This is a genomic window from Nonomuraea candida (genome assembly GCF_000725485.1).
GTDB classification, from domain to species: domain Bacteria; phylum Actinomycetota; class Actinomycetes; order Streptosporangiales; family Streptosporangiaceae; genus Nonomuraea; species Nonomuraea candida.
On the sequence record NZ_JOAG01000080.1, the window covers coordinates 1 to 23,250 of the forward strand.

Genomic DNA, 23,250 nt, shown 5'->3' on the forward strand with positions numbered 1-23,250 from the left:
ACGATCACCGGCAGATCGCCGCTGCCGCCGGCCGGGCGGACGACACGCGCCCTGACCTGACCGGTCGGACCACCCGGCACAGTGATCCACTCCTCGTCCACGGCCGGCTTGCCGACCGGGCCGGACTGCACCTCATCCACCGCCTTGCGACCCTCCTCCGGCGCAAGCTGGAACAGGAAGGGCGGCTGCGCGGTGGCCTCCACGAAGGCCTGCGCGGCGGGGGGGGTAACGGGATGGCTCATGATCACACCTGTTCGTCGTGAGTGATGGAGGTCAGCAGCCCACCGGGTGGGCGCAGAAGGGACGCTACGGCGAGGACGACCCGCCGATCCGGCGTCGTGTGCACAGACGCTTGACCGCGCGTGCACAGCGCCCGGATCGTCACCCCCCTCATCGCGGCAGGCGGGCGACGCGGCCCCGCGCAGGGCCGCGTGGACTGCGGGTGGGGGCGCCGAGCTTCCCGGTACGCCGCGGGCCCGCCTTACGGGGCGGACAGCACGCGGCCGGAGCCCGCAGGGGCGGCCTGCTGCTTCTCGCCGTCGCCTTCGGCGGTCCGCAGGGTGCGCCACTGTTGCGGCGAAAGGCCGTAGACGGCGCGAAAGGCGCGGCTGAAGTGAGCCGGGCTGACGAACCCCCAGCGCAGAGCCACCGCGGACACGGTCGGGGCCCTCCTGCCGCGCCGGGCCAGCTCGCGCACGCACTCGTCGAGGCGTCGCTGCTGGATGAGCCGGCCGACGGTGATCCCCTCGCCCTCGAACAGCCGGTGCAGGTAGCGGACGGAGATCCGGTGCGCCTGCGCGATCGTCTCGGGCGAAAGGGCGGGGTCGCCCAGGTTCTGGTTGATGTACTCGCGCACGCGCCGTACGAACAGCTCCCGGGCGCCGTCCGCGTCCCGGGGAATCTGGCGGGTGCGCTCGGCCACCAGGGTGGCGACGAGGTCGGTGACGTTGCCGGCCAGCCGGTCCGCCACGGTGGGCGCGAAGGTGCCCGCCGAGGCGGCCAGCGTGGTCAGGAAGGGCAGCAGGGCCGCGCCGACCCCGTCCCCGGTGCCGATGGCGGTGCCGGTGACCTGCTTGAGGTCGTCGTCGGCCAGGCCCAGCACCCGGCGGGGCAGCTGGAAGACGTACGCGCGGAACGGCTGCGGGAAGTCGAAGGAGTAGGGCCGCGTCGTGTCGTAGACCACCAGGTCCCCTTCTGCCAGCCGCGCCCGCCGCCCGTCCTGGACGACGGTCGCCGTCCCTGCCGCCTGGACGCCGACCGCCACGAACGCCTCCGGCGCGTGCGCGATCAGCGCCGGCGTGCGGTCGATGCGGGCGGCGTCCGCCTCGATCGAGCGGACCCGCAGGTATCCGAGGGTGTCGGCGACGATCCGGCCGTTGAACGGCGCGTCGCCGCGCGGGGTGACGGCCACCGGCACCAGCGTCCTGCTGACCGCGTCGCGCCAGAAGGCGAGCTTGTCGCGATCGGGGACCGCGGCGGTCGCCAGCACCACCCTCATCGTGCTCCCCCCTCGACGCGGCTGAACCGGGGCTCTCGCCGCCGGCCCCGACGTGATCAGCCAAGCAGGAGGCCGTGCGGCTCTCCAGGCACATCGGAGGCAGAAAACTCGGGGCCGGCCGCGCCTGACCACTCCGGGCCGGCCGCGCCCGACCACGACGCGGCCCGCCCGCAGGCGGCGGGCGGCCCCGGAACCCGGGCGGCGCCGTCGTCAGGCCGGGCGGCGGATCAGTCGATCACCGCGGTGGCGGAGAGCTTGGCGCGCAGGCGCTCGGCGCCGGAGTGGTCGAGCGGGATGAGCAGGTCGAGAGCCCGCTGCCAGGAGCTCTCCGCGCGGGCCGCCTCGCCCAGGGCGTGGTGGGCGTCCCCGAGGTGCTCCAGGACCTCGGCTTCGTGGGCGGGGCGACCGGTGTGCCGGTAGAGGTCGAGGGAACGCCGGTAGCAGGTGATCGCCCGGCCGTGGTCGCCGAGATGGTGGTGGACGTACCCCAAGGTGTCCCATGCCGAGGCTTCGGTGGCCATCATGTTCTGCTCGGCCAGGCGCGCGATGGCCTGCTCGCAGGAGACGAGGGCGTCGTCGTAGCGGCCGAGCTGCGCCTGGTACCAGGCGACCGAGGCGAGCTCCCTGGCGTGGCCGGGCTCGTTGCCGACGTCGCGGTAGTGACCGAGCGCGGCCAGGGAGTGCCGCAGGGCGTCGTCGTACTCGCCCAGCTCGCCGTGGAGCCAGCCCAGGTCGTGGTGGACGCGGGCCCGGTCCAGCGGCGGGACGGGCGGCCGCAGGAGCGCCAGCAGGCGGGCCTTGGCCTCCTCCGGCCGGCCGATCTGGCGTTCCTGCATGGCCACCCAGCCCACGACGGCGGTGACGTACGGCGCTCCCCCGGGGTCGCGCTTCACGGCCTCGGCCGCGCGGGTGAGGAAGGCGAGCGACTCCCGGCCGAGGGACCAGACGTGGCCCGAGAACGCGTCCACGGTGGTCCAGGCGAGCTGCCACAGGTGGCTGTCGAACCCGCCCAGCGCCTCCGCCTGCTGCTGGGCCGCCCAGATCACCTGCAGCTCGCGGGCCGCCCAGGCGGCCGCCCGCTCGCGGTCGGGAAAGACGTCGACGACCACGCCCGGCCGCGCGGGCGCCGGCTCGATCGGCGTGGAGACGACGGGATTGATGACCTGATCGGCGGCGTGCGCGCTGTGCAGCAGATGGTCAAGCAGGCGGTGGAAGGCGCGCCGGCGCTCGGCGGGCCCGTCGTACTCCTCGGCGGTCTCGGCGGCGTAGGCGCGCAGCAGGTCGTGCAGGCGCCAGCGGCCCGGCGCGTGCTCGGTGACCAGGTGGGCGGCGCCGCACTCGGCCAGCAGGACGCGGGCCCGGCGCGGGGGCAGGGCGGCGAGGGAGGCGGCGGCCGGCAGCGTGATGTCGGGGCCCGGATGCAGGCCCAGGAGCCGGAACAGCCGGGCGGCGTCCGGGCTGAGCGCCTGGTAGGACCAGGAGAACACGGCACGCGGGTCGGCCCCGTCAGGGGCGTGGAAGGCGTCGAGGGTGCCGTGCGCCTCGCTCAGCTCGGCGGCGATGTCGGCGAGGGCGAAGGAGGGCCGGGCGGCGGCGCGGGCGGCCACGACCGCCACCGCCAGCGGCAGATGCCCGCACAGCTCCAGGAGCTGGGTCACCGCCTCCGGCTCGGCCGCCACCCGGTCCGCGCCGAGCCTGCGGGCCAGGGCTTCCCGCGCCTCCTCCGGGGTCCAGACGTCCAGGGTGAGCATCCGGGCGCCGTGCGTGGCGGCCAGGCCGGTGAGCTGGTTGCGGCTGGTCACGATCGCCAGGCAGCCGGTCGTGGCGGGCAGCAGCGGGCGTACCTGCTCGCTGTCGCGGGCGTTGTCCAGGACGATCAGCACCCGGCGGCCGGCCAGCTTGCTGCGGAACAGCGCGGCCCGGTCGTCGGTGCCGACCGGGATGCGGCTGTCGGCGACGCCCAGCGCGCGCAGGAACCCGCCCAGCGCCTGTCCCGCGTCCAGCACCTGCCCGCTCTGGTCGAAACCCCGCAGATCCACCCAGAGTTGTCCGTCCGGGTAGGACTCCGCGATCCGGTGCGCCCAGTGCAGGGCCAGCGCCGTCTTGCCCACTCCGGCCATCCCGCCGATCGCGCCGATCACCACGGCCGGCGCCTCCTGGTTCCGGTCCAGGAGCGCGAGAGCCTGCCGGAGCTCGGCGCGGCGGCCGGTGAACACCGGCAGGTCGGCCGGGAGCTGGGCCAGCGCTCCCGCCCGCGGGCGGGTCTTCAGCGTGGCCAGGAGCCTCGTGTGATCCGGGGCGGCCAGTTTCAGGCCGTCCGCCAGCGCCTCGGCCGTGCGGCGCTGCGGCGAGCTGACCTTGCCGCGTTCCATGTCGCCGATCGCCCGGACGCTCACTCCGGAGGCCTCCGACAGCTCCTCGATCGTCATCCGCGCATCCGTGCGCAGCTCCCGCAGCAGGGAGCCGAACTCCCGCTCAGCCACTCGCCCGCCTCCGCGACGCCGATCCGCCGGGACCCTGGCCCGGGCCGGGTCTGTTCATGCTCGTGCTCCGTTGTGGTGAAGGTCTCCGCGATCAGCGTTCCTTCCGGGTACGGCCGGCGGCATCCGTCACATGACGGTGATTTCCCGGCTTCGCCGGCTCGCCCGCGTCGCCACTCGGATCGGCCGCTTGCCGAAGACCGGCGCTGCCGCAAGCCCAAAGGGGGCGAACTCGTAGAATTCGACCACGCTGCCGATGACAGCGGCCTTGGCCAAGGCGCGAGCCGTGCACGCGACTGCTGATCTGCGACTGCTGATCTGCGACTGCTGATCTGCGCAGTGACGGGCACTCGACGGTACCGGCCGTGACGTCGGCTCGGCATCCGTCACATGACGTCATCGGCAGGGGGCACCGTGGTCAGCTTGGTCGGCCGGGAGCGCGAGGTGGCCGCGATCGACGCGGTGCTGGCGCGCTCGCCGGAGCAGGGTGACGCGCTGATCGTGCGCGGCCCGGCCGGCATCGGCAAGACCGCGCTGCTGGAAGCCGCCATGGCCGGCGCTCGCGGCCGGGGAATGACGGTCATGAGCACGGCGGGGGTGGAGGGCGAGGCCCACCTGCCCTTCGCCGGCCTGCATCTGCTCCTGCTGCCCCTGCTGGACGCGGTGGCCAAGCTGCCCCCACGGCAGCGCGAGGCGCTCGACAGCGCCTTCGGGCGCGGCCAGGCGCGCGTGGAGCCGTTCCTGATCGCCATGGCCGTGCTCACCCTGCTCGGCGAGGCCGCCGCGTCCCGGCCGCTGCTGGTCGTCGTCGACGACGTGCACTGGCTCGACGCGCCCACCGTCGAGGCGCTCGCCTTCGTGGCCCGGCGCATCCGCGCCGACCCCATCGCCGTCCTCTTCGCCGTCCGGGACGACCATCGCACCCACCTCGACGACTGCGGCCTGTCGGAGCTGACACTCGGCGGCCTCGGCCACCGCGACGCCGAGACGCTCCTGGACCGGCGCGCGCCCCGGCTGGGCGCCGGGGCGCGCCGGCGCGTGCTGGCCGAGGCGGACGGCAACCCCCTCGCTCTGGTGGAGCTGCCACGGGTGGTGGACGGCGAGCCGGAGCCGGGGCCCGCCGCCCTGCTGCCGCTGACCGCGCGCCTGGAACGCGCCTTCGCCGTACGGCTGGCCGACCTGCCGCCGCCCACCCGCGCCCTGCTGCTGGCGGCGGCGGCCGACGACGGCAGGCACTTGGCCACCGCCCTGGCCGCGGGAAGCCTCGTGGCCGGGGAGCGGCTCACCGTCGCGGCGCTCACGCCGGCCACCGAGGGGCGCCTGATCGACCTCGCCGCGGGGGAGTTCCGCTTCCGCCACCCGCTGGTCCGCTCGGCCATCTACCACCGCGCCACGCCCGGCGAGCGCCTCGCCGTGCACCAGGCGCTCGCCGAGGTGCACGCCGCCGACCCCGACCGGCAGGCCTGGCACCGGGCGGCGGCCCTGAGCCACCCGGACGCCGCGGTCGCCACCGAGCTGGTCAACGTCGCCCGCCGCGCGCACCGGCGCGGCGCCGTCGCCGTCGCCGTCGCCGCGCTGCGGCGCTCCGCCCAGCTGACCGAGGGGCCGACCCTGCGCGCCAACCGGCTGCTGCAGGCCGCCGAACTCGCCTTCGAGCTGGGCGACCGCGCCCTCCTGGCCGACCTTCTCGCCCAGGTGGACCCCGGCGTCCTGACCGCGCTCGGCCAGGCGAGGCTGGCGTGGCTGCGGGAGGTGCTCGAAGAGGGACGCACCCCCGTCAGCCGGCTCATCGACACCATCGAGTCGGTCTCGACGCTCGGCGACACCGCCCTGGCGATGAACGTCGTCCGGGCCGCCGCGACCCGCTGCTGGTGGACCGAGCCCGGCCCGGACGTGCGGCGACGGGTGGCCGAGCTGGCCGAGCGCCTGGCCCCGTCCCCGGACGACCCGGAGCTGCTGGCGTGCCTGAGCCTGGCCGGCGGGCTGGAGCGCGGCGCCGAAGTGATCGAACGCCTGCGCCGGCTGCGCGGCGCCCGCCTCGACGGGGTGCAGAACCGCCTGCTGGGGGTGGCGGCGACCTGCGTCGGCGCGTTCGACCTGGCCGGCGGCTTCCTGGAGGCGGCGGTCGCCGAGCTGCGGGCCCAGGGCCGGCTCGGCGCCCTCACCCAGGCGCTGTCCTCGCTGATCTGGGAGCAGGTCTTCTGCGGCGACTGGGCCGGCGCCAACCTCGTCGCCGACGAGTGCGAGCGGCTGGCCCGCGAGATCGGCCAGCCGCGCTGGGTGGCCGCGGCGCTGGCCGCCCGCGCCCTGCTGGCGGGCCAGCGCGGGCAGGCCGGGCTCGGCCGGGCCCTGGCCGCCGAGGCCGAGCGGGAGCTCGGCCCCAACGGCGCCGCCTCCGTGCTGGCCCTGGTCCTGTACGCCCGGGGCGTGACGGCGCTGTGTGCCGGGCAGCACGCCGAGGCGTTCGGCTACCTGCGGCGGATCGCCGATGCCCAGGACGTCGCCTACCATCCGCTCTGGCGGCTCTTCTCGGTCAGCGAGATGGCCGAGGCCGCCGTGGGCAGCGGCCAGGAGGAGGCTTTCCGCGCGATCCTGGCCGAGCTGGAGGAGGCCGCCGCCGGCGCCCCCGCCCCGCTGGCGCACGTGGGGCTGCGGCACGCCCGCGCGCTGCTCGCCGACGCCGAGCCCCTTTATGAGGCCGCCCTGGCGGCCGACCTGACCCGCTGGCCGACGGCGCGCGCCCGGATCTGGCTGGCCCACGGTTCCTGGCTGCGCAGGCACAAGCGGGTCAAGGAGGCGCGCGAGTCCCTGCGCACGGCCCGTGACACCTGCGACGCGCTGGGGCTGGCCGCCTGGGGCGAGCGGGCCCGCCAGGAGCTGCGGGCCGCCGGCGAGACCGCCGCCGGGCGGGTGCCCGCCGGCAGCGACAACCTGTCGGCACAGGAGCTGCAGATCGCCCGCTTGGCGGCGGCGGGCCTGTCCAACCGGGAGATCGGGCAGCAGCTCTACCTGTCCCATCGGACCGTCAGCACGCACCTGTACCGGGTCTTCCCCAAGCTCGGGATCTCGTCACGCGCCCAGCTACGCGACGCCCTCGGACTCTGAGAACGTCATCACGCGAACCCCGTACACGACCTGCCTTCGCGACCGGAAACGCCCGCCCAGTCGCCTGCTCCTCCCGCTCGGTCACCGTGCCATCCTCGTCTTCCACCAGTGCGCAGCGCGCCCGGCAGGCGCTCGCCGACCAGCTCAAGCAGATATATGATGTGGCGGCGGCCGTAGCCGAGCGGATGAGCCGGCAGCGGGTCCTGCGTCGGGCTCGGCGCCAGTTCGTCTTCTTGATCGAGGAAGCCGCCCCGCACTATCGCCTGTATGAGACCCATGTTCTCGTGGAACAGCTCGCACGCCTTGAGGATGTGACGCGGCTTCCCACCATCTCTCGGAATCATCCCGCTCACCGCGTCTCCTACTTCGGCACACGCGGTGCCGGTGGAGGGCTTCAACATTTTCGACGGCAAGCAGGTCCAGGTCGAGCTGGTTTCTGGTGAACTGAACATCACCCAGGGGTGGGAGGTCTCCCTGTACCTAGAGCGTTTCCATGCGCTGGGGGACATCGCGGACTTCGGTGGGGAGGCACGACGCAGGATCGCCGCAGCCCGAGCGGCCCTCGGCGAATAGTGGCAAACATTGGCAAGAATTTTGGAGCCGAGCGGTACCTCCTCCTGGCGTCGGATGGCACAGCCACCCGGATAGACGCTCACGGAGAACCCCGATGACAGAGCCCGGCACATTCGCATCCCCCCGATTCCGCCCTGGCCGTTCGCCGCGTCGGAAGCACGGGCCGTGGCAGTGGGCCGGTGGTGTCGTGGAGCCTGAATCCGCCGAGGCGAAGAGAGCCCTGAACGGGGCCTCATGAGCTACCCCCGGTGAGGCAAGCACGCGCCAGAGGGTCGACACGGCCAGCATGGACGCCGCGCCCGCCGCCCCCACGACCAGGCCGGGCGCCGCCGCCTCGCCCAGCGCTCCGGCGGCGCCCGCGAACAGTCCCTGCAGCGTCATGGTGCCGGTCAGCGCCAGCCCGAAGGCCTGGCCCCGGTTCGTCTCCGGCACCGCCTCCAGGAAGCGCCGGGCCAGCCCCAGCTGGTACGCGACGCCGAAGCCGGACACGGCGAGCAGCAGCGCCGCGATGACCGGCCCCGGCGAGGCCACGAACCCGAGCAGGGGCGCGCCGAGCAGCAGCGCCAGCGGCCCGGCCAGCCGTTCCCTGCGTTCCGGGGTGACCAGCCGGCTGATCACGAGGTCGCCGGTGAGCATGCCGAGCGCCACGGCGGCGAACAACGGCCCCGCCGAGCCCGGCATGCCGATCCGGGCGGCGTACGGGACGAGCACGCCTTCGGCGCCGACCACGAGCGCGGGCGGCAGCCACTGGGCCAGCAACAGTGAACGGATCGCCGGCCGGCGCAGCAGCTCGCGGTTGACGCGCCAGGTCTCGCGTACCGCATACCCCGCGCCCGTGCCTCGGCACGGCCGCCCGACCAGCCGCAGGCGCAGCAGCGCGGCGGACAGCAGGCAGCTCGCCACGGTGATCCAGAGCGCGCCGTGCGGGCCGAGCACCGCGATCAGCGTGCCGCCCACGGCGAAGCCGAGCACCTGCGTGCCGCCGGCGGCCATGGAGAACACGGCCCGGCCGAGCACGTACCGGTCGCCGTCGAGCAGGTCGGGCAGCAGCGCGCTGCGTGCGGCGGAGGCGACCGCGCCGGGGATGCCGGTGACGAACACCAGCACCAGCATCGCGGCAGGAGAGAGCAGGCCGGCGGCGAGCACGGCGGCGACCGCGGCGCGGACCAGGTCGTAGCCGACCATCACGTCTCGCGGCGGCCACCGGTCGGCGTACGCCAGCAGCAGCGTGCCGCCCAGGGCGTAGGGCAGGAAGCCGGCGACGTAGGCCAGCGCGGCCAGCAGGGGCGAGCCGGTGCCGGCGTAGACGGTCACCGAGAGCGCGAGCATCTTCACCGTCTCGCCGCCGAGGAAGAGCGTGTAGCCGGTGAACAGCACGCGGAACTGGCCTACCGCGAACACCTCGCGGTATCCGGCCCGCGACGGTGCGGCGTGGGGTGTCGTCATGCGCGCCAGTCTCCGGGGCGGTGCGGGCGCGGCGTTAAGCTTTCGCGTGGAGGCGAAAGATGCTTGCCATCGAAGTCGGGCCGGTCGACGTGGCGCACACCCGCTACGCGATCTCACCGCTGGGTGAGACGATGAACGCGCTGCGGGTCGCGGCGGGCAAGCAGCCGGCCGGGCCGCTGCGGCCCTGGGCGGAGCGCGTCGCGCCGCGCTACTCACGGCTGCTCCTGGAGACGCCCGCGGTCGGGGCGCTGACGGCGCTGATGCGCCGCGGCGCCTACAACGCCGACTTCATCCATCCGCCGCCTTCGGGCCGCGGCGGTGACTTCGCCGCCGAGCTCGCCGCGGTGCGGGCGACCCCGCTGCGCCAGGCCCGCGCGGAGATCGCCCGCAACCTGGCCGGGCTGCGTACGCCGCCGCGGCACGTCCAGCGGATCCTTTCCGCCCCGGACGTGCTCACCCGCCTTTCCGACGCGATCGAGGCGACCTGGCACGCTCTGGTCGAGCCTGACTGGCCGCGGCTGCGCACGGTGCTGGAACGCGACCTGGTGCACCGCGCCGGGCACCTGGCCATGGACGGCTGGGCCGCGGCGCTGTCCGACCTGGATCCCCGGGTCGGCTGGCGCTCCGAGGGGGCCGACGGCGTGATCGAGGTGCGCACCGGCCCCCGGAACGCCTGGCAGCGGCACCGGCTGGGCGGCAAGGGGCTGCTGCTGATGCCGACCGTCTTCGGCACCCTCATCAGCTACGTCGAGCCGCCCTGGCCGTACGCCCTGGTGTATCCCGCGCGTGGCGTCGCGAGCCTGCTGGGGCCGCCGCCCCCGCAGGGCGGTGCGGTGGCGCTGGAGCGGCTGGTCGGCCCGCACCGGGCGCAGGTGCTGCGGGCGCTGGAGGTGCCGGCGACGACCACCCAGCTGGTCCGCCAGCTGGGTCTCAGCCTCGGCACGGTGGGCGGCCACCTGGCCGTGCTGCGCGAGTCCGGCCTGGTCACGCGGACGCGGACCGGCCGATCGGTGCGCTACGAGCGCACCCCGCTGGGCGGCGCCCTGGCCGGCGACTGAGCCCGGGCGCCGGTGCCGGGGCTCGCTGGGCCCTGGCCGGCGACCGAGCCCGGCCCGCCGCCGGCGCCGGGTCCCCGCTCGGCACCACCGGGCGGCCGAGCGTGGCCACCCGGTGACGGGGTGGGCCCCGCCCCGTCGCCGTGAGTGCTCGCTAGCCCCCGATGTGGGGGGCGCGGGCGGCGGCGGAGCCGTCGCGGAGCAGCTCGCCGGTGAGGTTGCCATTGGCTCCCGAGCCCAGGAAGACGATGAGGCCGGCCACGTCGTCGGCGCTGGAGAGCCTGCGGGTGGGGGTGGCGGCGGCGAGGGCGTCGGTGACGGAGGCCGGGAAGTCGGGGCGGCTGTCGGTGAGGGTGAAGCCCGGGGCCACGACGTTGACCAGGATGCCGTCCCGGCCGGCGTTCCAGGCCAGGCCGCGGGCGAGTCCGTGCAGGCCCGACTTGGCGGTGCCGTAGGGGCCCGGGCCGGGCAGGCCCTCCTCCGCGACGCCCGAGGAGATCAGCACGATGCGGCCCCAGCCCTTGGCCCGCATGCCGGGCAGGACCGCGCGGACCGTGGCGGCCGTCCCGACCAGGTTGGCGCCGATCATGGCGTGCCACTCGCGCAGCGGCACATCCTCGAAGCGGAGGGCGGGGTCGGGCGGGGCGTCGCCGCCCCAGCGCACGGCGTTGGCGACGAGGACGTCGATCCCGCCCCACCGCTCGGCGACGGCCGCGACGGCGTGGTCTATGGTCGCCGGGTCCTCCAGGTCGAGCCGGACGACGTGCGCCTGCCCGCCGGCGGCCTCGACGTCGGCGGCCACCTTCCCGGCGCGGTCGGGGTGGTTGCGGTAGGTGATCGCCACGCGGGCGCCTTCGCGGCCGTAGGCGCGGGCGGTCGCGGCTCCGATGCCGCTCGACGCGCCGGTGATCAGGGCCACGCGGCCGTGGAGGTCGGTGTTCATGGGGTGGTTCTCCTGTTGTCTTCGCCGGTGGGGCGGCTCGATGCGGGCGGATGCCAGGCCGCCCGGCCCGGGCGGCGGGATTATTTGACAGTCGAGACGATTTAGACTCGCAATCAATATAGGGCAAGATAGTTGTGAATCAAGAACATCTTGGCTTGGTATCATGACGGGCATGGCTCACGCCCCTGCCCCGGAAGACGCGCCCGACAGCCGGCTGCACCAGGACCTGCACTGGATGTTCGCGCGGCTGAAGCAGGGCCTGGCCACCGCCGAGAGCGCGGCCGTCCGCGAGCACGGCATGACCCTGTGGGGCTACACGGTGCTGCTGGCCATCGTCGAAGCCCCCGCCAGCTCCCAGCTCGCTCTGGCCCAGGCCGTGTCGGTCGACAAGAGCAAGCTGGTGCTCATCCTCGACGAGCTGGAGAAGGACGGCCTGGTGCGCCGGCGGCCCGACCCCGCCGACCGCAGGGCCCGCATCGTCGAGGTCACCCCCGAAGGCGGCCGCGCCCTCAAGGCCGCCCGCGCCGACATCCAGGCGATCGAGGACCGGCTCCTGGCCGGCCTCTCCCCCGCCGCGCGCGACACCCTGCACGACGCGCTGCGCCGGCTCGTCGGCGAGCCCATCGCCAGGATCGAGGCCGGCCGGCCGCACGAAACCGCCTGTCCGCCCTGACCCCGCCTGCGGGGATCGCGAAACCGTCCCGCCCTGACCTCGTTGATCGCGAAACCGGCTGACCGGCCCGGCCCCGTCCGCCGCCTGCGGGGATCGCGAAATCGCCCGACCGCGGCCTCCGCCGTCGGAGGCCGGGCGGCGGCGTCACGCGCCGGCGGCTCCGGGCACGCGGACGGCCTCGACCCAGGCGGGCGGGGCCGGCGGGTCGGCGCCGATGAGCGCGGCGATGAGGCGGGACGACGACGGCGCCTCGGGCCACGGGGTGTGGCCGTCGGTCAGCACGATCACGACGCCGGGCCGTTCGGGCAGGGCGAGCGCCGCCCCGATGCCGGCCCGCATGTCGGTGCCGCCCCCGCCGGCGAGCTCGACCTGCTGCGCGGACGTCACCCGGGCGGCCGTGCGCACGTCGGCGTCGCAGGCGAGCACCGTGACCCGGTTGCCGCCGACGCCGACCTCCCGCAGCACGCCGGTGACCTCGGCGAGGGCCGCGGCGAGGTCGTCCTCGCCCATGGAGCCCGAAGTGTCGATGACGATCGCGACGGACGGCAGCGGGCGGCGCAGGCTCGGCAGCACGACGCCGCGCAGCGCGGCGGTGCGGCGCGACGGGCGGTGGTAGGTGTAGTCGATCGCCCCGGCGGCCCAGGCGACGGCCTCCCGTACGGCGCCCGCGAGCACGCGCCGCCAGTCGACCGCCGGCTCCAGGACCTGGTCCGCCCAGCGCTGCCAGCCGCCGGGAAGGCTGCCGCGGTTGCGCCGGTGCGCGCGCATCGCCTCGGCGGTGTGCCGGCGCAGGGCCTCGGCCTCTACCGGGGTGACGCCGCCCCGCCCGCCGTCACCGATCTCCCACTCGCCCGGTACGCCGTGGGCGCCGGAGCCGCAGTCGGAGCAGGCGGCGAACGGCGGCAGCAGCGGCAGGTACTCCTCGAACAGCCGGCCGGCCGCCAGCCCGAAGCTGCCCGGCTCCACCCGGCCTTGCGGCAGCGCCAGCCCGTCGGCGAGCAGGTCGTCGTTGATCTCGCAGTCCTGGGCGACGTTCACGCGCAGCCGGTCGCGCTGGTCGGCGGCCGTGAGCCGGTCCGCCCGGCCGTGGTGGTCGCGCAGCAGGTGGGCCACCTCGTGGATCCACACGCCGGCGAGTTCGGGGACGGGCGTGGCCGCGGCGAACGCCGGTGACACGTAGCAGCGCCAGTGCCGGTCCACCGCCATCGTCGGCACGGCGGCGGTCGGCACGACCGTCAGCGAGTAGAGCGCGGAGGCGAGGTAGGGCCGCTCACTGGCGGCGCGGTAGCGCGCGGCGAGCAGCTTGACCCGGTCGAAGTCGGCCATCGCTCAGCGGGCGCCGGGCAGCGCGCCGGACAGCTGGAGCAGGTCGAGGAAGGCGTCGATGCCGCTGGGCACCGGCCAGTCGGTGTCGCGCAGCGCCGCGAGGTCCGCGGCGGCCCGGGCCGCGACGTCGGGCACGCCGGCGTCGACGGCCTTGGCCAGCACCGCCCAGTCGGCCTCCCAGCGCTTCCGGGTCAGGTCGCTCTGCACCGCCGAGACGACGGCCGTCAGGAAGGCGAGCTGCCGGTCGCCCCGCTCCGGCAGCGCGAAGGCGTCCGGGTTGGCCAGCACGTGGTCCGGGTCGGGCAGGTCGAGCTGTTCGAGGTAGGCCAGCAGCTCCAGGCCGGCGCCGTCGCCCACCGCGCCGATCACCGCGGCGGCGACCGCCTTGTGGCCGGAGCCGGCGGCGTACCCGGCCGCCAGCAGGCGCAGCGCCATCTCCCAGGTACGCGGTGACGGCCAGGCCCGGCCCCGGCTCTCGGCGTCGGCGGGCAGGTGGTGGGCCAGGCCGGGCCGGGCGGTGAGGAACCCGGAGATCGCGCCGCGGGCGCGGGCGACCGCGCCGGGCACCCGGGCCGGGTCGATGACCGGCAGCGGCACGGCCGGCCAGGTTCCGGCCATGCCCCGGGCGACCGTGCGCGGGTCGTGCGTCCACTGCAGGTGGACGAACCGGTTGGCCAGGGGCGGGCTGAGGTGCCAGCCGTCCGCGGCGCTGGAGGGCGGGTTGGCGGCGGCGACCACGCGGACCGGCTCGGGGAGCGGCAGGCTGCCGACGCGGCGTTCGAGGACGACCCGCAGCAGCGCCGCCTGGACGGCGGGCGGAGCCGAGGACAGCTCGTCGAAGAACACGACGCCGCGCCCGGCCGTGGCCAGCCGCACCGCCCAGTCCGGCGGGGCCATCGGTACGCCGGTGGCGGCCGGGTCGTCGCCGATGACGGGCAGGCCGGCGAAGTCGGAGGGCTCGTGCACGCTCGCGATCACCGTCTCCAGCGGGACGCGCAGCCCGGCGGCCAGTTCCCGGAGCGCGGCGGACTTGCCGATGCCCGGCTCGCCCCACAGCAGCACGGGCAGGTTCGCCGACACCGCGAGTGCCAGGGCCTCCAGTTGCGGGTTGGCGGCCGGCTCCGTGCGCGCGGATCCGAGCCGGCGGACCAGGTCGTCGGCCGTGGCCAGCGGGTCCGGTGCGGGGCCGGGGTCGGTGGCGTTCACTGGTGCTTTCCTTCCGGGGTCATCGAGCGGGCCGGTCCCGGTCTTGCGGGTCCAGCAGGAAGTCCAGGTCGGTGCGCTTGCGCAAGCGGATGAGCCGGGAGATCGTCAGGCCCGTGTCGTCGGTGACGCCGGGGTCGGCTCCGGCGTCCAGCAGGGCGCGTACCAGCGCGGCGGAGCCTTGGTCGCCGACGGCCACGTGCAGCGCCGTGCGCCGGTTGTGGTCCACGGCCTCCAGGTCGACCCCGGCCGCCAGCAGCCTCGGCAGCAGGACCTCGTGGTCCAGGTGGATGAGCGCGTGCAGGAGCGTGCGGCGCCGGCCGTCGCGCAGGCGCGGGTCCACCGGCCGCGGTGTCGAACGCGTAGGCGTTGTTGGGCCAGATCAGGGTCCGTCCGAAGGGAACCACGCGCATGGACACGCCGGGGGCGAGGTCGCGGGTCTCCAGGCCCAGCGGCTCGCCGCGGCGCAGCCACCACCGTTCGGTGAACCACGTGTCGGTGAGCACGTGTCGGTGAGCACGTGTCGGTGAGCACGTGTCGGTGAGCACGGGTCGGTGAGCACGGGTCGGTGAGCACGGGTCGGTGAGCACGGCGTGGCCGTCCAGTTCCAGCAGCACGCACGGATCGCGTCCCGGGTTCCTCCTGCCCCGTGAGCCCGCCGGGTCATGCGCGGCCGGAGAAGTTTCCGGCCGGGGCCTTGATGGCCGCGTGCCCCGCCGTCAGAAGGTGGCGATCGGGTTGACCGGACTGCCGGACGTGCCGGCGAAGCGGACCGGCGCGACGGCGAGGTGGAAGTCCCACTGGCCGAGCTCGGCGGCCGTCGCCGCGCACGCCTCCAGGTCGCAGTTGTCGAGCATCCACAACCCCATCGCCACGAGGCTCACGGCGTGGACCGGCATCAGCACCTCGTCGTACCCCGACGGCTGGACGTCCTGGGGGGTGTCGGCGCCGATCAGCGCGACCTGCCGTTCGTGCAGCCACGGCAGGCAGGACGCGTGCCAGCCGGCCTGCGTGAAACCGCCGGCCACGCCGTTCTCGTGCCGGGCGCGGCCCTGGCCGGTGCGCAGGAGCACCGCGTCGCCGGAGCGCACCCGCACGCCCTGGCGGCGCTCGGCCTCCTCGAGATCGTCGGGGAACACCCCCTCCCCCGGCTCCAGCCACGGCACGTCCCGCACGCTCGCGACGTCCAGCAGGACGCCGCGGGTGACGATCCCGTTCGCGGCCGCCGTGACGGCCGCCCACGCCGATCCGGTCGCGGCGTCGACCAGGGTGTGCGACCGCCCGTTGTACATCCTGCCGTCCCAGAAGAGGTGGCACGGCGAGTCGACGTGGGTGATGGTGTTGCCGTGGAAGGTGACGCCGAGCCGCTCGGACGAGAAGCCCCAGCGCCGGTCGTTGCGGAATCCGGGCGCCGGCATCTGCTCGGCGCCGGGCATGTCGGCGGCGCACGGGCACGCCGTCGTCGCCCGCTCCATCTCCTCCGGCACGGCGACGTCCCAGGCGCACGACACGCTCCTGCCGTGGCGCACGGCCCGCGCCGCCGCCAGCCGGACGTCGTCGGTGATGTGGTTCAGCGTGCCGAGCTCGTCGTCGTCGCCCCATCGTCCCCAGTTCGACAGCGTGTCGAAGTAGCCGAGCACGTCGTCCTGTGTGGGCATCGGTCGTCCTGCCGTCATCGCAGCATCGACTCCTCCGGTCATCCGGTTCGGGGCACCGCAGGCAGGCTATCCCGCCTGCTGCTCCGAGCACATGGCCCGGAGCGTCGCGGGCGGGGCCATGCCGCCGCACGGGTCCGGGGGGCAGGCCTCTACGATCACCGCATGCTTGAACGTAGCCATGACGGCGAGGAGCTGCTGACCGCGCGGCTGTCGCTGCGGCCCCCGGCGCCGGGCGACATCGACGCGATCCTCGCCGTCCACAGCGATCCCGCCACCTGCCTGCACAATCCCTCCGACGCCCTGTCCAGCCGCGAGGAGGCGGCGGAGCTCTTCCAGCGCTGGGACGCTCACTGGCGGCGGCTCGGCTACGGCTACTGGGTGGTGCGGCGGCGTGACGCGGGGGGGACGCTGGGGTTCTGCGGGACCAAGCTCATGGAGCTCGACGGCGCGAGCGTGCTCAACCTCTTCTACCGCTTCGCGGTCTCGTCATGGGGGCAGGGGGTGGCCGGCGAGGCCGCGACCGCGGTGGTCGGGTGGGTGACGGAACGTGTTCCCGACCTGCCCGTCATCGCCCGGGTGCGCCCGGCCAACGCCGCCTCCCAGCGGGTGGCGCTGCGCGCCGGCCTGGTACGGGCGGAACACCTCGACGTCGCCGGCGAGGACGGCCTGGACTGGATCTTCGCCAAGAACCTGCCCGCCTGAGCCGCCCCTCACCGGCGAGCCCCTCAGTCCCACCAGAATTCCCATGAGTTGAGCCCGGTAATGCCTTCGGCGCAGGCCGCGCCGTGGCCGGGGTGTCAGGCCAGGTCGAGGCTTGCGGGCAGCAGGGCGCGGATGGTGGCCTCGACGGCGTCGAGGTCGATCGCCTCGGGCGCCACCCGCCACTGGGCGTGCACGCCGATGACGGTCCCGACCAGCAGCACCGTGAGCGCCTCCGGGGAGGTGCCGGCGGGCAGGGCGTGCGCCGGGAGGCGGGCGCGTGCCCCCTGTCGCAGCGCCTCGTGGAGGCGCGCGTAGTGCTCGCGGATCGGCGAGCCGGCCTCCACCGCCTCGGCGAGCAGGGTGATGAACAGGCGCGTGGCCGGCAGCCGGATGTAGCCCATGACCTGCTCCAGCGCGTCGCCGGACGGGGAGAAGCCGGTCAGCACCGCCTGGAGCTGATCGTCGAGCACGGCCTCCAGCAGGCCCAGCTTGTTGCCGAAGTGCCAGGGGATGGAGCCGCGGCTGATGCCGGCCCGGTCGGCGATGTCGATGAAGCTCGTCTGCCGGTAGCCCTTCTCGGCGAAGAGCTCGGCGGCGGCCGTCACCAGCAGGCGGCGGCTCTCCTGAGTCGTCTCGGTACGTCGCGTGGCCATGCCCTCCATCCAATCAGGTATGTCGACAAGCAGAGCACATGCTGACCGATATACCCTATGCCAGCTAACACAGAACTCAGGAGGTTCGTGCGATGGACACCGGGAAGCGGCTGCTCCGCTGGGCGAGCGGGATCATGCTCGTGCTGGGGATCGGGCACCTGTCCCTGCTGACCTTCATCAGCCGGGACGACCTCGCCCGCTGGGTGGAGCAGGGGTTGTGGGCGGCCGTTCCGCTCTCCCCCGGCGCGGGCGGGAACCCGGAGAACCAGGTCGCCTTCTGGGCCGGCCCCGGCAGCTTCTCCGTGCCGCTGATCCTGCTGGGCTGCCTGGTCTGGCATCTGGCCGGTCGCGGGGTGGCCGTACCGGCCGGGATCGGGTGGGGGCTCGCGGCGTGGTGCCTGCTGGGCGGGGTGCTGCTCGTCCCGTCACCGTACTTCGCGGGGACCGTCGCCGGAGCCCTGATCGTCGCCGCGGCACGGCGGCCGTCCCGGACCCTCCCCCGGCGGCGGGCCGGCGACGCGTAGAGGCCGCCTGGCGCCCGTCACGCAGAGCGGGACGAACGCCTCGACCGCAACGGCGGCGGCGCCCACGTCCACGCCCACGCCCACGCCCACGCCCACGCCGAGCCGAAACCCGAGGCCGTGCGGTGTCAATGCCGGGTGCGGCGTCGGTGGAGGTCCTCGGCCGTGTCGAGGACGCGGTCGATGCCGGCGGCGATGCCGGTGTCCGTGTCGTTCAGGTACCGCAGGATCGCCGCGCCCGCCCCCGACATGGCGGCGGGAGGTACGGGAGGCGTTCGGAAGAGTCCCGGCATTCCGTACACGTTACGGAGCACCTCCTCCACGACGAACTCATTGACCGTGCGGCCCTTTTCGTGCAACTCCGAAGAGGGCGCTCCGCGAGCCTCTGACCGGGCATACCGTCCACTGGACGAACTGCCCGCGGCGCCTTGGCACGTGCTCATGACATGCTCCGTCCAGGCTCGCGACGCCGGAGCTTCGGTCAGCTCTGCCAGGTCAGGTTCGAGACGGGCCGGTAGCGGCAGTTCGCGCCGGTCGAGATCGAGGCGCGAAGGTGGCGGGCCAGCTCGGGATGGCTGCGGTCGAGCCGGGCGAGGGCGGCGCGGATGCGGTTGGAGACCGTCTTGCGGGCGCGTTCCGCCGCGTCGCCGGAGCGGCGCACGCGTTCCTCCAGCTCCCCGACGACCTGCCGGCGCTCCCGGTCGAGCACGGCGGCTCGCTCGTCGTCGCCCAGGTGCAGGGCCCGCGTGATCTCCTCCTCCAGCCGGGCGAGCTGGTCGCGGTAGCCCTTCCCGGCCTGCCCGCCGAGCGCCGCCGGCGCGTTCCCGGTGAGCGTCCCCGGCGCGTTGCCCGGCGAGCCGTACGGCGCGTCGCCGGTGAGCCGTACGGCCGGGACGTCCACGCCCGGCTGGGCGAGGAGGGCCCGCAGGTCGTGCAGGCCCTTGGCGTCGGGCATCCGGACGGTGCGGCCCGCGTAGGTGAGCGTCCACACGGTGCCGTCGAACGTGAACCGCCTCGCCGGCGATCCCGGCCTGCCGATCTGGCCGGTCGGGTCCGCCAGGCCGAGGGCGGCCGACTCCTGCCGCGCCTCCTCCAGGAGCGCCCGCGCGGCCGTGCCGTCGCCGTCGTGGCCGCGTGCGCGCAGGGCCTCGGCGAGCCGGAGCCGGGCCTCGACCGACCAGGGCCGGGCCTGGAGACGGTCGGCCGCGCGCCAGGCCGCGGTGAACCCGTCGACCGCCTCGTCCCACCGTTCCAGCGCGGCGTGCAGCAGGGCCGCCCAGTACGCCATCGGCCCCTCGACCGTGGCCATGCCGGGCACCGCCCATTCACCGGCGTACGGCTCGATCACGGCCAGCAGCCGCGCGCACTCCCCCGGGTCCCCACCGGCGGCGGCCGCCTGCGCGCGGAGCCGTAGCTGCAGGGGCGCGTACCAGCCGTTCCCCTGCCCGCCCGCCGGGTCGTCGTGCAGGTGACGCCGGGCGGACGCCAGGTCGCCCCCGTGGAGCGCGGTGGCGGCCCTGACCAGGTGGAGGTAGGGGTGGACGCCGCCGTCGAGCCCCGCCAGCAGCGCCCCGGCCTCCTCCGGCCGTCCCCGGCGCAGTGCCAGCGCCCAGCGCAGGTGGCGGCACACGCTGGCGGCGTCCACGTGCGGCGACGGGCCGACGGCGAGAGCCCGGCCGATGTGCGCCGCCGCCTGGTCGAAACGCCCCGTCAGGGTGGCGACGGTGACCTGGTCCCAGCACGCGTCGAACCGGAAGCGCGGCAGCGCGGCGCGTTCGGCCGCGGCCACGAAGGCGTGGTGCTCGTCCAGGTAGCGGAGGTCGCCCTGTTCCAGCAGCGCCCACGTGCGCAGGCGGGCGGCGTGGAGGTCGAGCTCACGCGGCTCGAACGGCGGCAGGCCGACGCGTGGGACCGAGGGGACGGTGACGCGTTCGCCGCCACCTTCACGGAGGACGCCGACTTCATCGCCGTCAACGGCGAGCACATCCGCACCCGGGAGAAGATCGCCGAGAGCATGCGGGAGGGGCTCAGCACGTTCATGAAGGGGACGCGGTTCCACCTGGGCGAGGTGCGGCACGTCCGCTTCCTCTCCCCCGACACGGCGGTCATGGTCACGAGCAACTGCGTGATCCGGCCCGGCGAGGAGGAGTGCCGTCCGGAGGCGCGCTCCATGCAGTCCCGGGTCGCGGTGAAGCGTGACGGCGCCTGGTTGTTCACCACCTTCCAGAACACCAGGATCGGCCGGCCGCCGTCCTGACGGCGGAGGTTTCCGGATTTTGACGCGGCGCCGGCCGGGCGGCTGCCTGTGGCCCAGGGGCGGCAGGTCATCCCGCCGGACCGGGGAGCGTCCGGCGTAGGCGGCGGCCGACGCCGGGGGCGCGGTCCAAGACGGCCGCCGACGCCGGGGCGCGTCCCCAGGCGGCATGGCCGGTCTGCCGATCAGAAGCGGAACATCTCGGCGAACCGGTCGAGCAGCGCGGGATCGCCTTCGATGCGCACGCTCCCGTCGCGGAGCACGTCGTCGGGGGTCTTGCCGCCGCTCATCAGCTCGCGGACGGGGTGGCCGGTGCGCCGTTCGATGACGAGGTCCGGGGCGGGGTGCGGGCCGAGGCCGGCCGTGAGGGCGCCGTCGGTGATCGGCAGGCGGAGCGTGAACTCGCCCATGCGGACCTCGTAGCCGGCCGTGACTCCCCGGACCTGCGGCGGCCGGTAGGCGGTGCGGAAGGACCTGGCGACCGCCTCGGCGGTGACGAGCTCGCCGGGACGCGGCTCGGTGAGCGTCCGGGCGCCCCAGCGGCCCAGCGCGATCAACGCCGGTTCGAGGTCGCGTCCGTAGTCGGTGAGCTCGTAGACCACGGCGCGCTCGGGGCGCGGCAGCGCGCGGCGGGTGACGAGTCCTGCCTCTTCCAGCTGTTCGAGGCGGGCGACACCCACTCTGACCAGGCGGATAAGGTGCCATGCGGCAGGTGTGGGGCAGCGGACGGGGGAGATGGTGGCGGAGTCGTTCGGCGCGTTGTTGCGGGGCATGCGGCACGCGGCCAGGCTGACGATCGAGGAGCTCTCGCACGCCTCCGGTGTCAGCGTCCGCGCCATCGGCGACATGGAGCGCGGCGCGAGCCGGGGGCCGCAGCGGCGTACCGTGCAGGCGCTGGCCGAGGCGCTGCGGCTGGACGAGGCGGGGCGGGCGGCGTTGTCGGAGGCGGCCAGGGCCGGGCGGCCGCGCCAGGAGGCGCACGCGCCGGGCGCGTGCGAGCTGCCCCGCGGGGTCGGCGACTTCACCGGCCGGGCACGGGAGCTCGGCCTGCTCCGTGAGCTGGCGGGCGAGGACGCCGTCGTGGCCGCCGTCTCGGGAACGGCCGGCATCGGCAAGACGGCGCTGGCGGTGCGGGCGGCCGGGCACCTGGCCGACCTGTTCCCCGACGGCTGCTTCTATCTGGACCTGCGCGGCATGGACGAGGTCCCGCTGGACCCGGGGACGGCGCTGTCGCGGCTGCTGAAGGCGCTCGGCGTGGCCGAGCGGCGCATCCCCGCCGACGAGGAGGAGCGCGCCGGCCGCTACCGGGCGCTGCTGCGCGAGCGGCGCTGCCTGGTCATCCTGGACAACGCGGCGCACGAGGCCCAGATCCGCCCGCTGCTGCCGTCCGGCGGGCCGGTGATGACGCTGGTGACCAGCCGGCGTCCGCTGGCCGGGCTGGAGGGCGTGCGCCAGATCCCGCTGGCGCACCTGGCCGCCGGCGAGTCGGCCGAGCTGCTGCGCGGAATCGTGGGGGCCGAGCGCGCACAGGAAGATCCCGGCGGGGTGGCGCGGGTGGCGAGCCTGTGCGGAAACCTGCCGCTGGCGCTGCGCATCGCCGGGAACCGGCTGCAGAGCAGGCCCGGCTGGACGGCCGGGCAGCTCGCCGCCCTGCTCAGCGACGAAGGGCGGCGGGTGGAGTCGCTGGCCGCCGGTGACCTGTCGGTGGCCGCGGCCTTCGCGCTGTCGTACCGGCAGCTGTCCCTGCCGGCGCGGCGCGGCTTCCGGCGGCTGGCGCTGGTCGCGGCGCCGGACTTCGGGGTGCCCGTGACGGCGGTCCTGGCCGAACTGGATCCGGCCGGGGCCGAGGACGCCCTGGAGGAGCTGGTCGACCTCGGGCTGCTGCAGTCGCCCTACCCCGGCCGTTACCGCTTCCACGACCTCGTACGGCTGTTCGCCCGTTCCCGGCTGTCGGAGGAGGAGCCCGAGGCGGAGCGGCGGCGGGCGCGGGAACGCATGGACGCCTGGCTGCTGGAGACCGCCACGGTCGCCGGCCGCTGGTTCGAGCCGGACTACGGCGCGCCTCCGGCGGACTGGAGCTCGCTCGTCGTGCTGGACGGCCAGCCGCGGGCCCAGGAGTGGCTCATGGCGGAGGGCGAGGCGTGGCTCGCGGCCCTGCGGGAGGCGGCCCGCCTCGGCGGGCACGCCCGCGTGGTCGAGGTGGCCGAGGCGATGCACTGGTTCTCCGACCTGTGGATGCACTGGGGGCACTGGCCCGAGGTGTTCGGCCTGTCGGCCGCGGCCGCCCGGGCGATGGGCGACCGGGCGCAGGAGGCCGTGCACCTCAACTACCTGTCCTGGGCGCAGACCTACTGCCTGGCCCGTTACCAGGAGGCGGAGGAGACCGCCCTGCGCGCTCTGGAGCTGGCCCGCCAGGCGGGCGACGTGCGCCAGCAGGGCTGGGCCCTGACGTACGCGACGTGGGCCTTGTGGGGGCGCAAGGACCAGGAGAGCAGGGTGACCGCACTGGAACACACGCGCCGGGCGGCCGAGTGCTTCCAGCGGGCCGGCGACGCCGACGGCCTGGCCCAGGCCCTGGTCGGCATCGGCAACTGCCTGCGCAGGCTCGGCCGCCTGGAGGAGGCGCTGGAGCACAGCCTCGCCATGGTCGAACGGCTGCGCGACCCCTCCTTCGGCGGCTCGCCGGCCATCGTCCGCCACGCCGTCGGCGCCGCGCTGGACGTGGTGGGCGAGTCCTACCTCGACCTGGGACGCTGGCAGGAGGCCGCCGACCACTACCGCCAGGCGCTGGCGGAGCTGCGCAGCCGCCCGATCGGCCGGGCGGTGGCGCTGTCGCTGACCCATCTGGGCCGGGCGCTGGTCAATCTGGAGCGGGCCGAGGAGGCCCGGGCGGCTTTCCGCGAGGCGGTCGAGCTGTACGAGACGGCCGACGACAGCGTGCGGGCGGCCCGGGTGCTCGGAGAGCTCGCCCGCCTCACCGATCCCCCCGGGTGAGGGGCTCGGCTAGCTCTGGTGCAGGGCCCGGCGCAGCGTGGCGGTGGCCAGCTCGATCGCCGAAGCGGCGGCCTGCGTCTCGCGCAGGGTGTTGAGCATGACGAAGTCGTGGATGATGCCCTGGTAGCGGACGGCGGTGACCGGCACCCCCGCCTGCCGCAGCTTG

20 protein-coding genes and 1 pseudogene are annotated in these 23,250 nt (G+C 75.1%); 8 read left to right on the plus strand and 13 right to left on the minus strand.

What is annotated here, in order from left to right:
* From IO39_RS41835 to IO39_RS41845, 3 genes and pseudogenes are all read right to left on the minus strand, one after another.
* Nucleotides 1-242: pseudogene (locus IO39_RS41835) on the minus strand (esterase); the annotation flags it as partial.
* A 239-nt stretch (nucleotides 243-481) separates the two neighbouring features.
* On the minus strand, nucleotides 482-1,498 hold the full coding sequence (locus tag IO39_RS41840) for an AraC-like ligand-binding domain-containing protein (RefSeq protein ID WP_043636681.1): 1,017 nt from the start codon (nucleotides 1,496-1,498) through the stop codon (nucleotides 482-484).
* Between the two features lie 227 nt (nucleotides 1,499-1,725).
* Complete coding sequence (locus tag IO39_RS41845; protein WP_043636686.1) at nucleotides 1,726-3,981, minus strand: helix-turn-helix domain-containing protein; 2,256 nt, start codon at nucleotides 3,979-3,981, stop codon at nucleotides 1,726-1,728.
* A gap of 411 nt (nucleotides 3,982-4,392) precedes the next feature.
* Between IO39_RS41845 and IO39_RS41850 the strand changes: the two genes are divergently transcribed.
* A complete protein-coding gene (locus tag IO39_RS41850; RefSeq protein WP_052424091.1) occupies nucleotides 4,393-7,083 on the plus strand; it encodes an ATP-binding protein in 2,691 nt (896 codons plus the stop codon).
* A 185-nt stretch (nucleotides 7,084-7,268) separates the two neighbouring features.
* On the plus strand, nucleotides 7,269-7,526 hold the full coding sequence (locus IO39_RS59805) for a Scr1 family TA system antitoxin-like transcriptional regulator (protein WP_369332907.1): 258 nt from the start codon (nucleotides 7,269-7,271) through the stop codon (nucleotides 7,524-7,526).
* A 37-nt stretch (nucleotides 7,527-7,563) separates the two neighbouring features.
* Here IO39_RS59805 and IO39_RS41855 read toward each other — a convergent pair whose 3' ends face one another.
* Nucleotides 7,564-9,102, minus strand: coding sequence for an MFS transporter (locus IO39_RS41855; protein WP_084774468.1), 1,539 nt, complete (start codon nucleotides 9,100-9,102; stop codon nucleotides 7,564-7,566).
* A 59-nt stretch (nucleotides 9,103-9,161) separates the two neighbouring features.
* Between IO39_RS41855 and IO39_RS41860 the strand changes: the two genes are divergently transcribed.
* Nucleotides 9,162-10,160: an ArsR/SmtB family transcription factor gene (locus IO39_RS41860; protein ID WP_043636693.1), complete on the plus strand. Its 999-nt coding sequence runs from the start codon at nucleotides 9,162-9,164 to the stop codon at nucleotides 10,158-10,160.
* A gap of 151 nt (nucleotides 10,161-10,311) precedes the next feature.
* Here the strand turns inward: IO39_RS41860 and IO39_RS41865 are convergent, their stop codons facing one another.
* A complete protein-coding gene (locus IO39_RS41865) occupies nucleotides 10,312-11,100 on the minus strand; it encodes an SDR family NAD(P)-dependent oxidoreductase (protein WP_043636696.1) in 789 nt (262 codons plus the stop codon).
* A 172-nt stretch (nucleotides 11,101-11,272) separates the two neighbouring features.
* On the opposite strand from IO39_RS41865, the gene IO39_RS41870 reads away from it, so the two are divergent.
* A complete protein-coding gene (locus tag IO39_RS41870) occupies nucleotides 11,273-11,773 on the plus strand; it encodes a MarR family winged helix-turn-helix transcriptional regulator (protein ID WP_052424092.1) in 501 nt (166 codons plus the stop codon).
* A gap of 144 nt (nucleotides 11,774-11,917) precedes the next feature.
* Here the strand turns inward: IO39_RS41870 and IO39_RS41875 are convergent, their stop codons facing one another.
* The 4 genes from IO39_RS41875 to IO39_RS41890 all read right to left on the minus strand — a co-directional run bounded on the left by IO39_RS41875 (nucleotide 11,918) and on the right by IO39_RS41890 (nucleotide 15,960).
* A complete protein-coding gene (locus IO39_RS41875; RefSeq protein WP_043636697.1) occupies nucleotides 11,918-13,099 on the minus strand; it encodes a vWA domain-containing protein in 1,182 nt (393 codons plus the stop codon).
* Between the two features lie 3 nt (nucleotides 13,100-13,102).
* A complete protein-coding gene (locus IO39_RS41880; protein WP_043636698.1) occupies nucleotides 13,103-14,305 on the minus strand; it encodes an AAA family ATPase in 1,203 nt (400 codons plus the stop codon).
* 19 nt (nucleotides 14,306-14,324) lie between these two features.
* Nucleotides 14,325-14,645 (minus strand): ankyrin repeat domain-containing protein, encoded by a 321-nt coding sequence (locus tag IO39_RS41885; RefSeq protein ID WP_043636699.1) that lies wholly within the window; start codon nucleotides 14,643-14,645, stop codon nucleotides 14,325-14,327.
* A 376-nt stretch (nucleotides 14,646-15,021) separates the two neighbouring features.
* Nucleotides 15,022-15,960, minus strand: coding sequence for a cyclase family protein (locus IO39_RS41890; RefSeq protein ID WP_043636705.1), 939 nt, complete (start codon nucleotides 15,958-15,960; stop codon nucleotides 15,022-15,024).
* 162 nt (nucleotides 15,961-16,122) lie between these two features.
* Between IO39_RS41890 and IO39_RS41895 the strand changes: the two genes are divergently transcribed.
* Nucleotides 16,123-16,662, plus strand: coding sequence for a GNAT family N-acetyltransferase (locus tag IO39_RS41895; RefSeq protein ID WP_043636707.1), 540 nt, complete (start codon nucleotides 16,123-16,125; stop codon nucleotides 16,660-16,662).
* A 95-nt stretch (nucleotides 16,663-16,757) separates the two neighbouring features.
* On the opposite strand, the gene IO39_RS41900 is transcribed toward IO39_RS41895, so the two are convergent.
* Nucleotides 16,758-17,315 (minus strand): TetR/AcrR family transcriptional regulator, encoded by a 558-nt coding sequence (locus IO39_RS41900; RefSeq protein ID WP_043636726.1) that lies wholly within the window; start codon nucleotides 17,313-17,315, stop codon nucleotides 16,758-16,760.
* A gap of 92 nt (nucleotides 17,316-17,407) precedes the next feature.
* Between IO39_RS41900 and IO39_RS41905 the strand changes: the two genes are divergently transcribed.
* Nucleotides 17,408-17,839, plus strand: coding sequence for a DUF6463 family protein (locus IO39_RS41905; protein ID WP_043636709.1), 432 nt, complete (start codon nucleotides 17,408-17,410; stop codon nucleotides 17,837-17,839).
* A 125-nt stretch (nucleotides 17,840-17,964) separates the two neighbouring features.
* Here the strand turns inward: IO39_RS41905 and IO39_RS41910 are convergent, their stop codons facing one another.
* Both IO39_RS41910 and IO39_RS41915 read right to left on the minus strand, forming a co-directional pair.
* Nucleotides 17,965-18,129: a hypothetical protein gene (locus IO39_RS41910; protein ID WP_211267368.1), complete on the minus strand. Its 165-nt coding sequence runs from the start codon at nucleotides 18,127-18,129 to the stop codon at nucleotides 17,965-17,967.
* Nucleotides 18,130-18,317: 188 nt separating this feature from the next.
* Complete coding sequence (locus IO39_RS41915) at nucleotides 18,318-19,625, minus strand: hypothetical protein (protein ID WP_052424093.1); 1,308 nt, start codon at nucleotides 19,623-19,625, stop codon at nucleotides 18,318-18,320.
* A 9-nt stretch (nucleotides 19,626-19,634) separates the two neighbouring features.
* Between IO39_RS41915 and IO39_RS41920 the strand changes: the two genes are divergently transcribed.
* On the plus strand, nucleotides 19,635-20,093 hold the full coding sequence (locus IO39_RS41920; protein WP_211267369.1) for an SgcJ/EcaC family oxidoreductase: 459 nt from the start codon (nucleotides 19,635-19,637) through the stop codon (nucleotides 20,091-20,093).
* A gap of 182 nt (nucleotides 20,094-20,275) precedes the next feature.
* On the opposite strand, the gene IO39_RS41925 is transcribed toward IO39_RS41920, so the two are convergent.
* A complete protein-coding gene (locus IO39_RS41925; protein ID WP_245642579.1) occupies nucleotides 20,276-20,770 on the minus strand; it encodes a winged helix-turn-helix transcriptional regulator in 495 nt (164 codons plus the stop codon).
* Between the two features lie 34 nt (nucleotides 20,771-20,804).
* On the opposite strand from IO39_RS41925, the gene IO39_RS41930 reads away from it, so the two are divergent.
* Nucleotides 20,805-23,084, plus strand: coding sequence for an ATP-binding protein (locus IO39_RS41930; RefSeq protein WP_211267370.1), 2,280 nt, complete (start codon nucleotides 20,805-20,807; stop codon nucleotides 23,082-23,084).
* The last annotated feature ends 166 nt before the right edge of the window (nucleotides 23,085-23,250 follow it).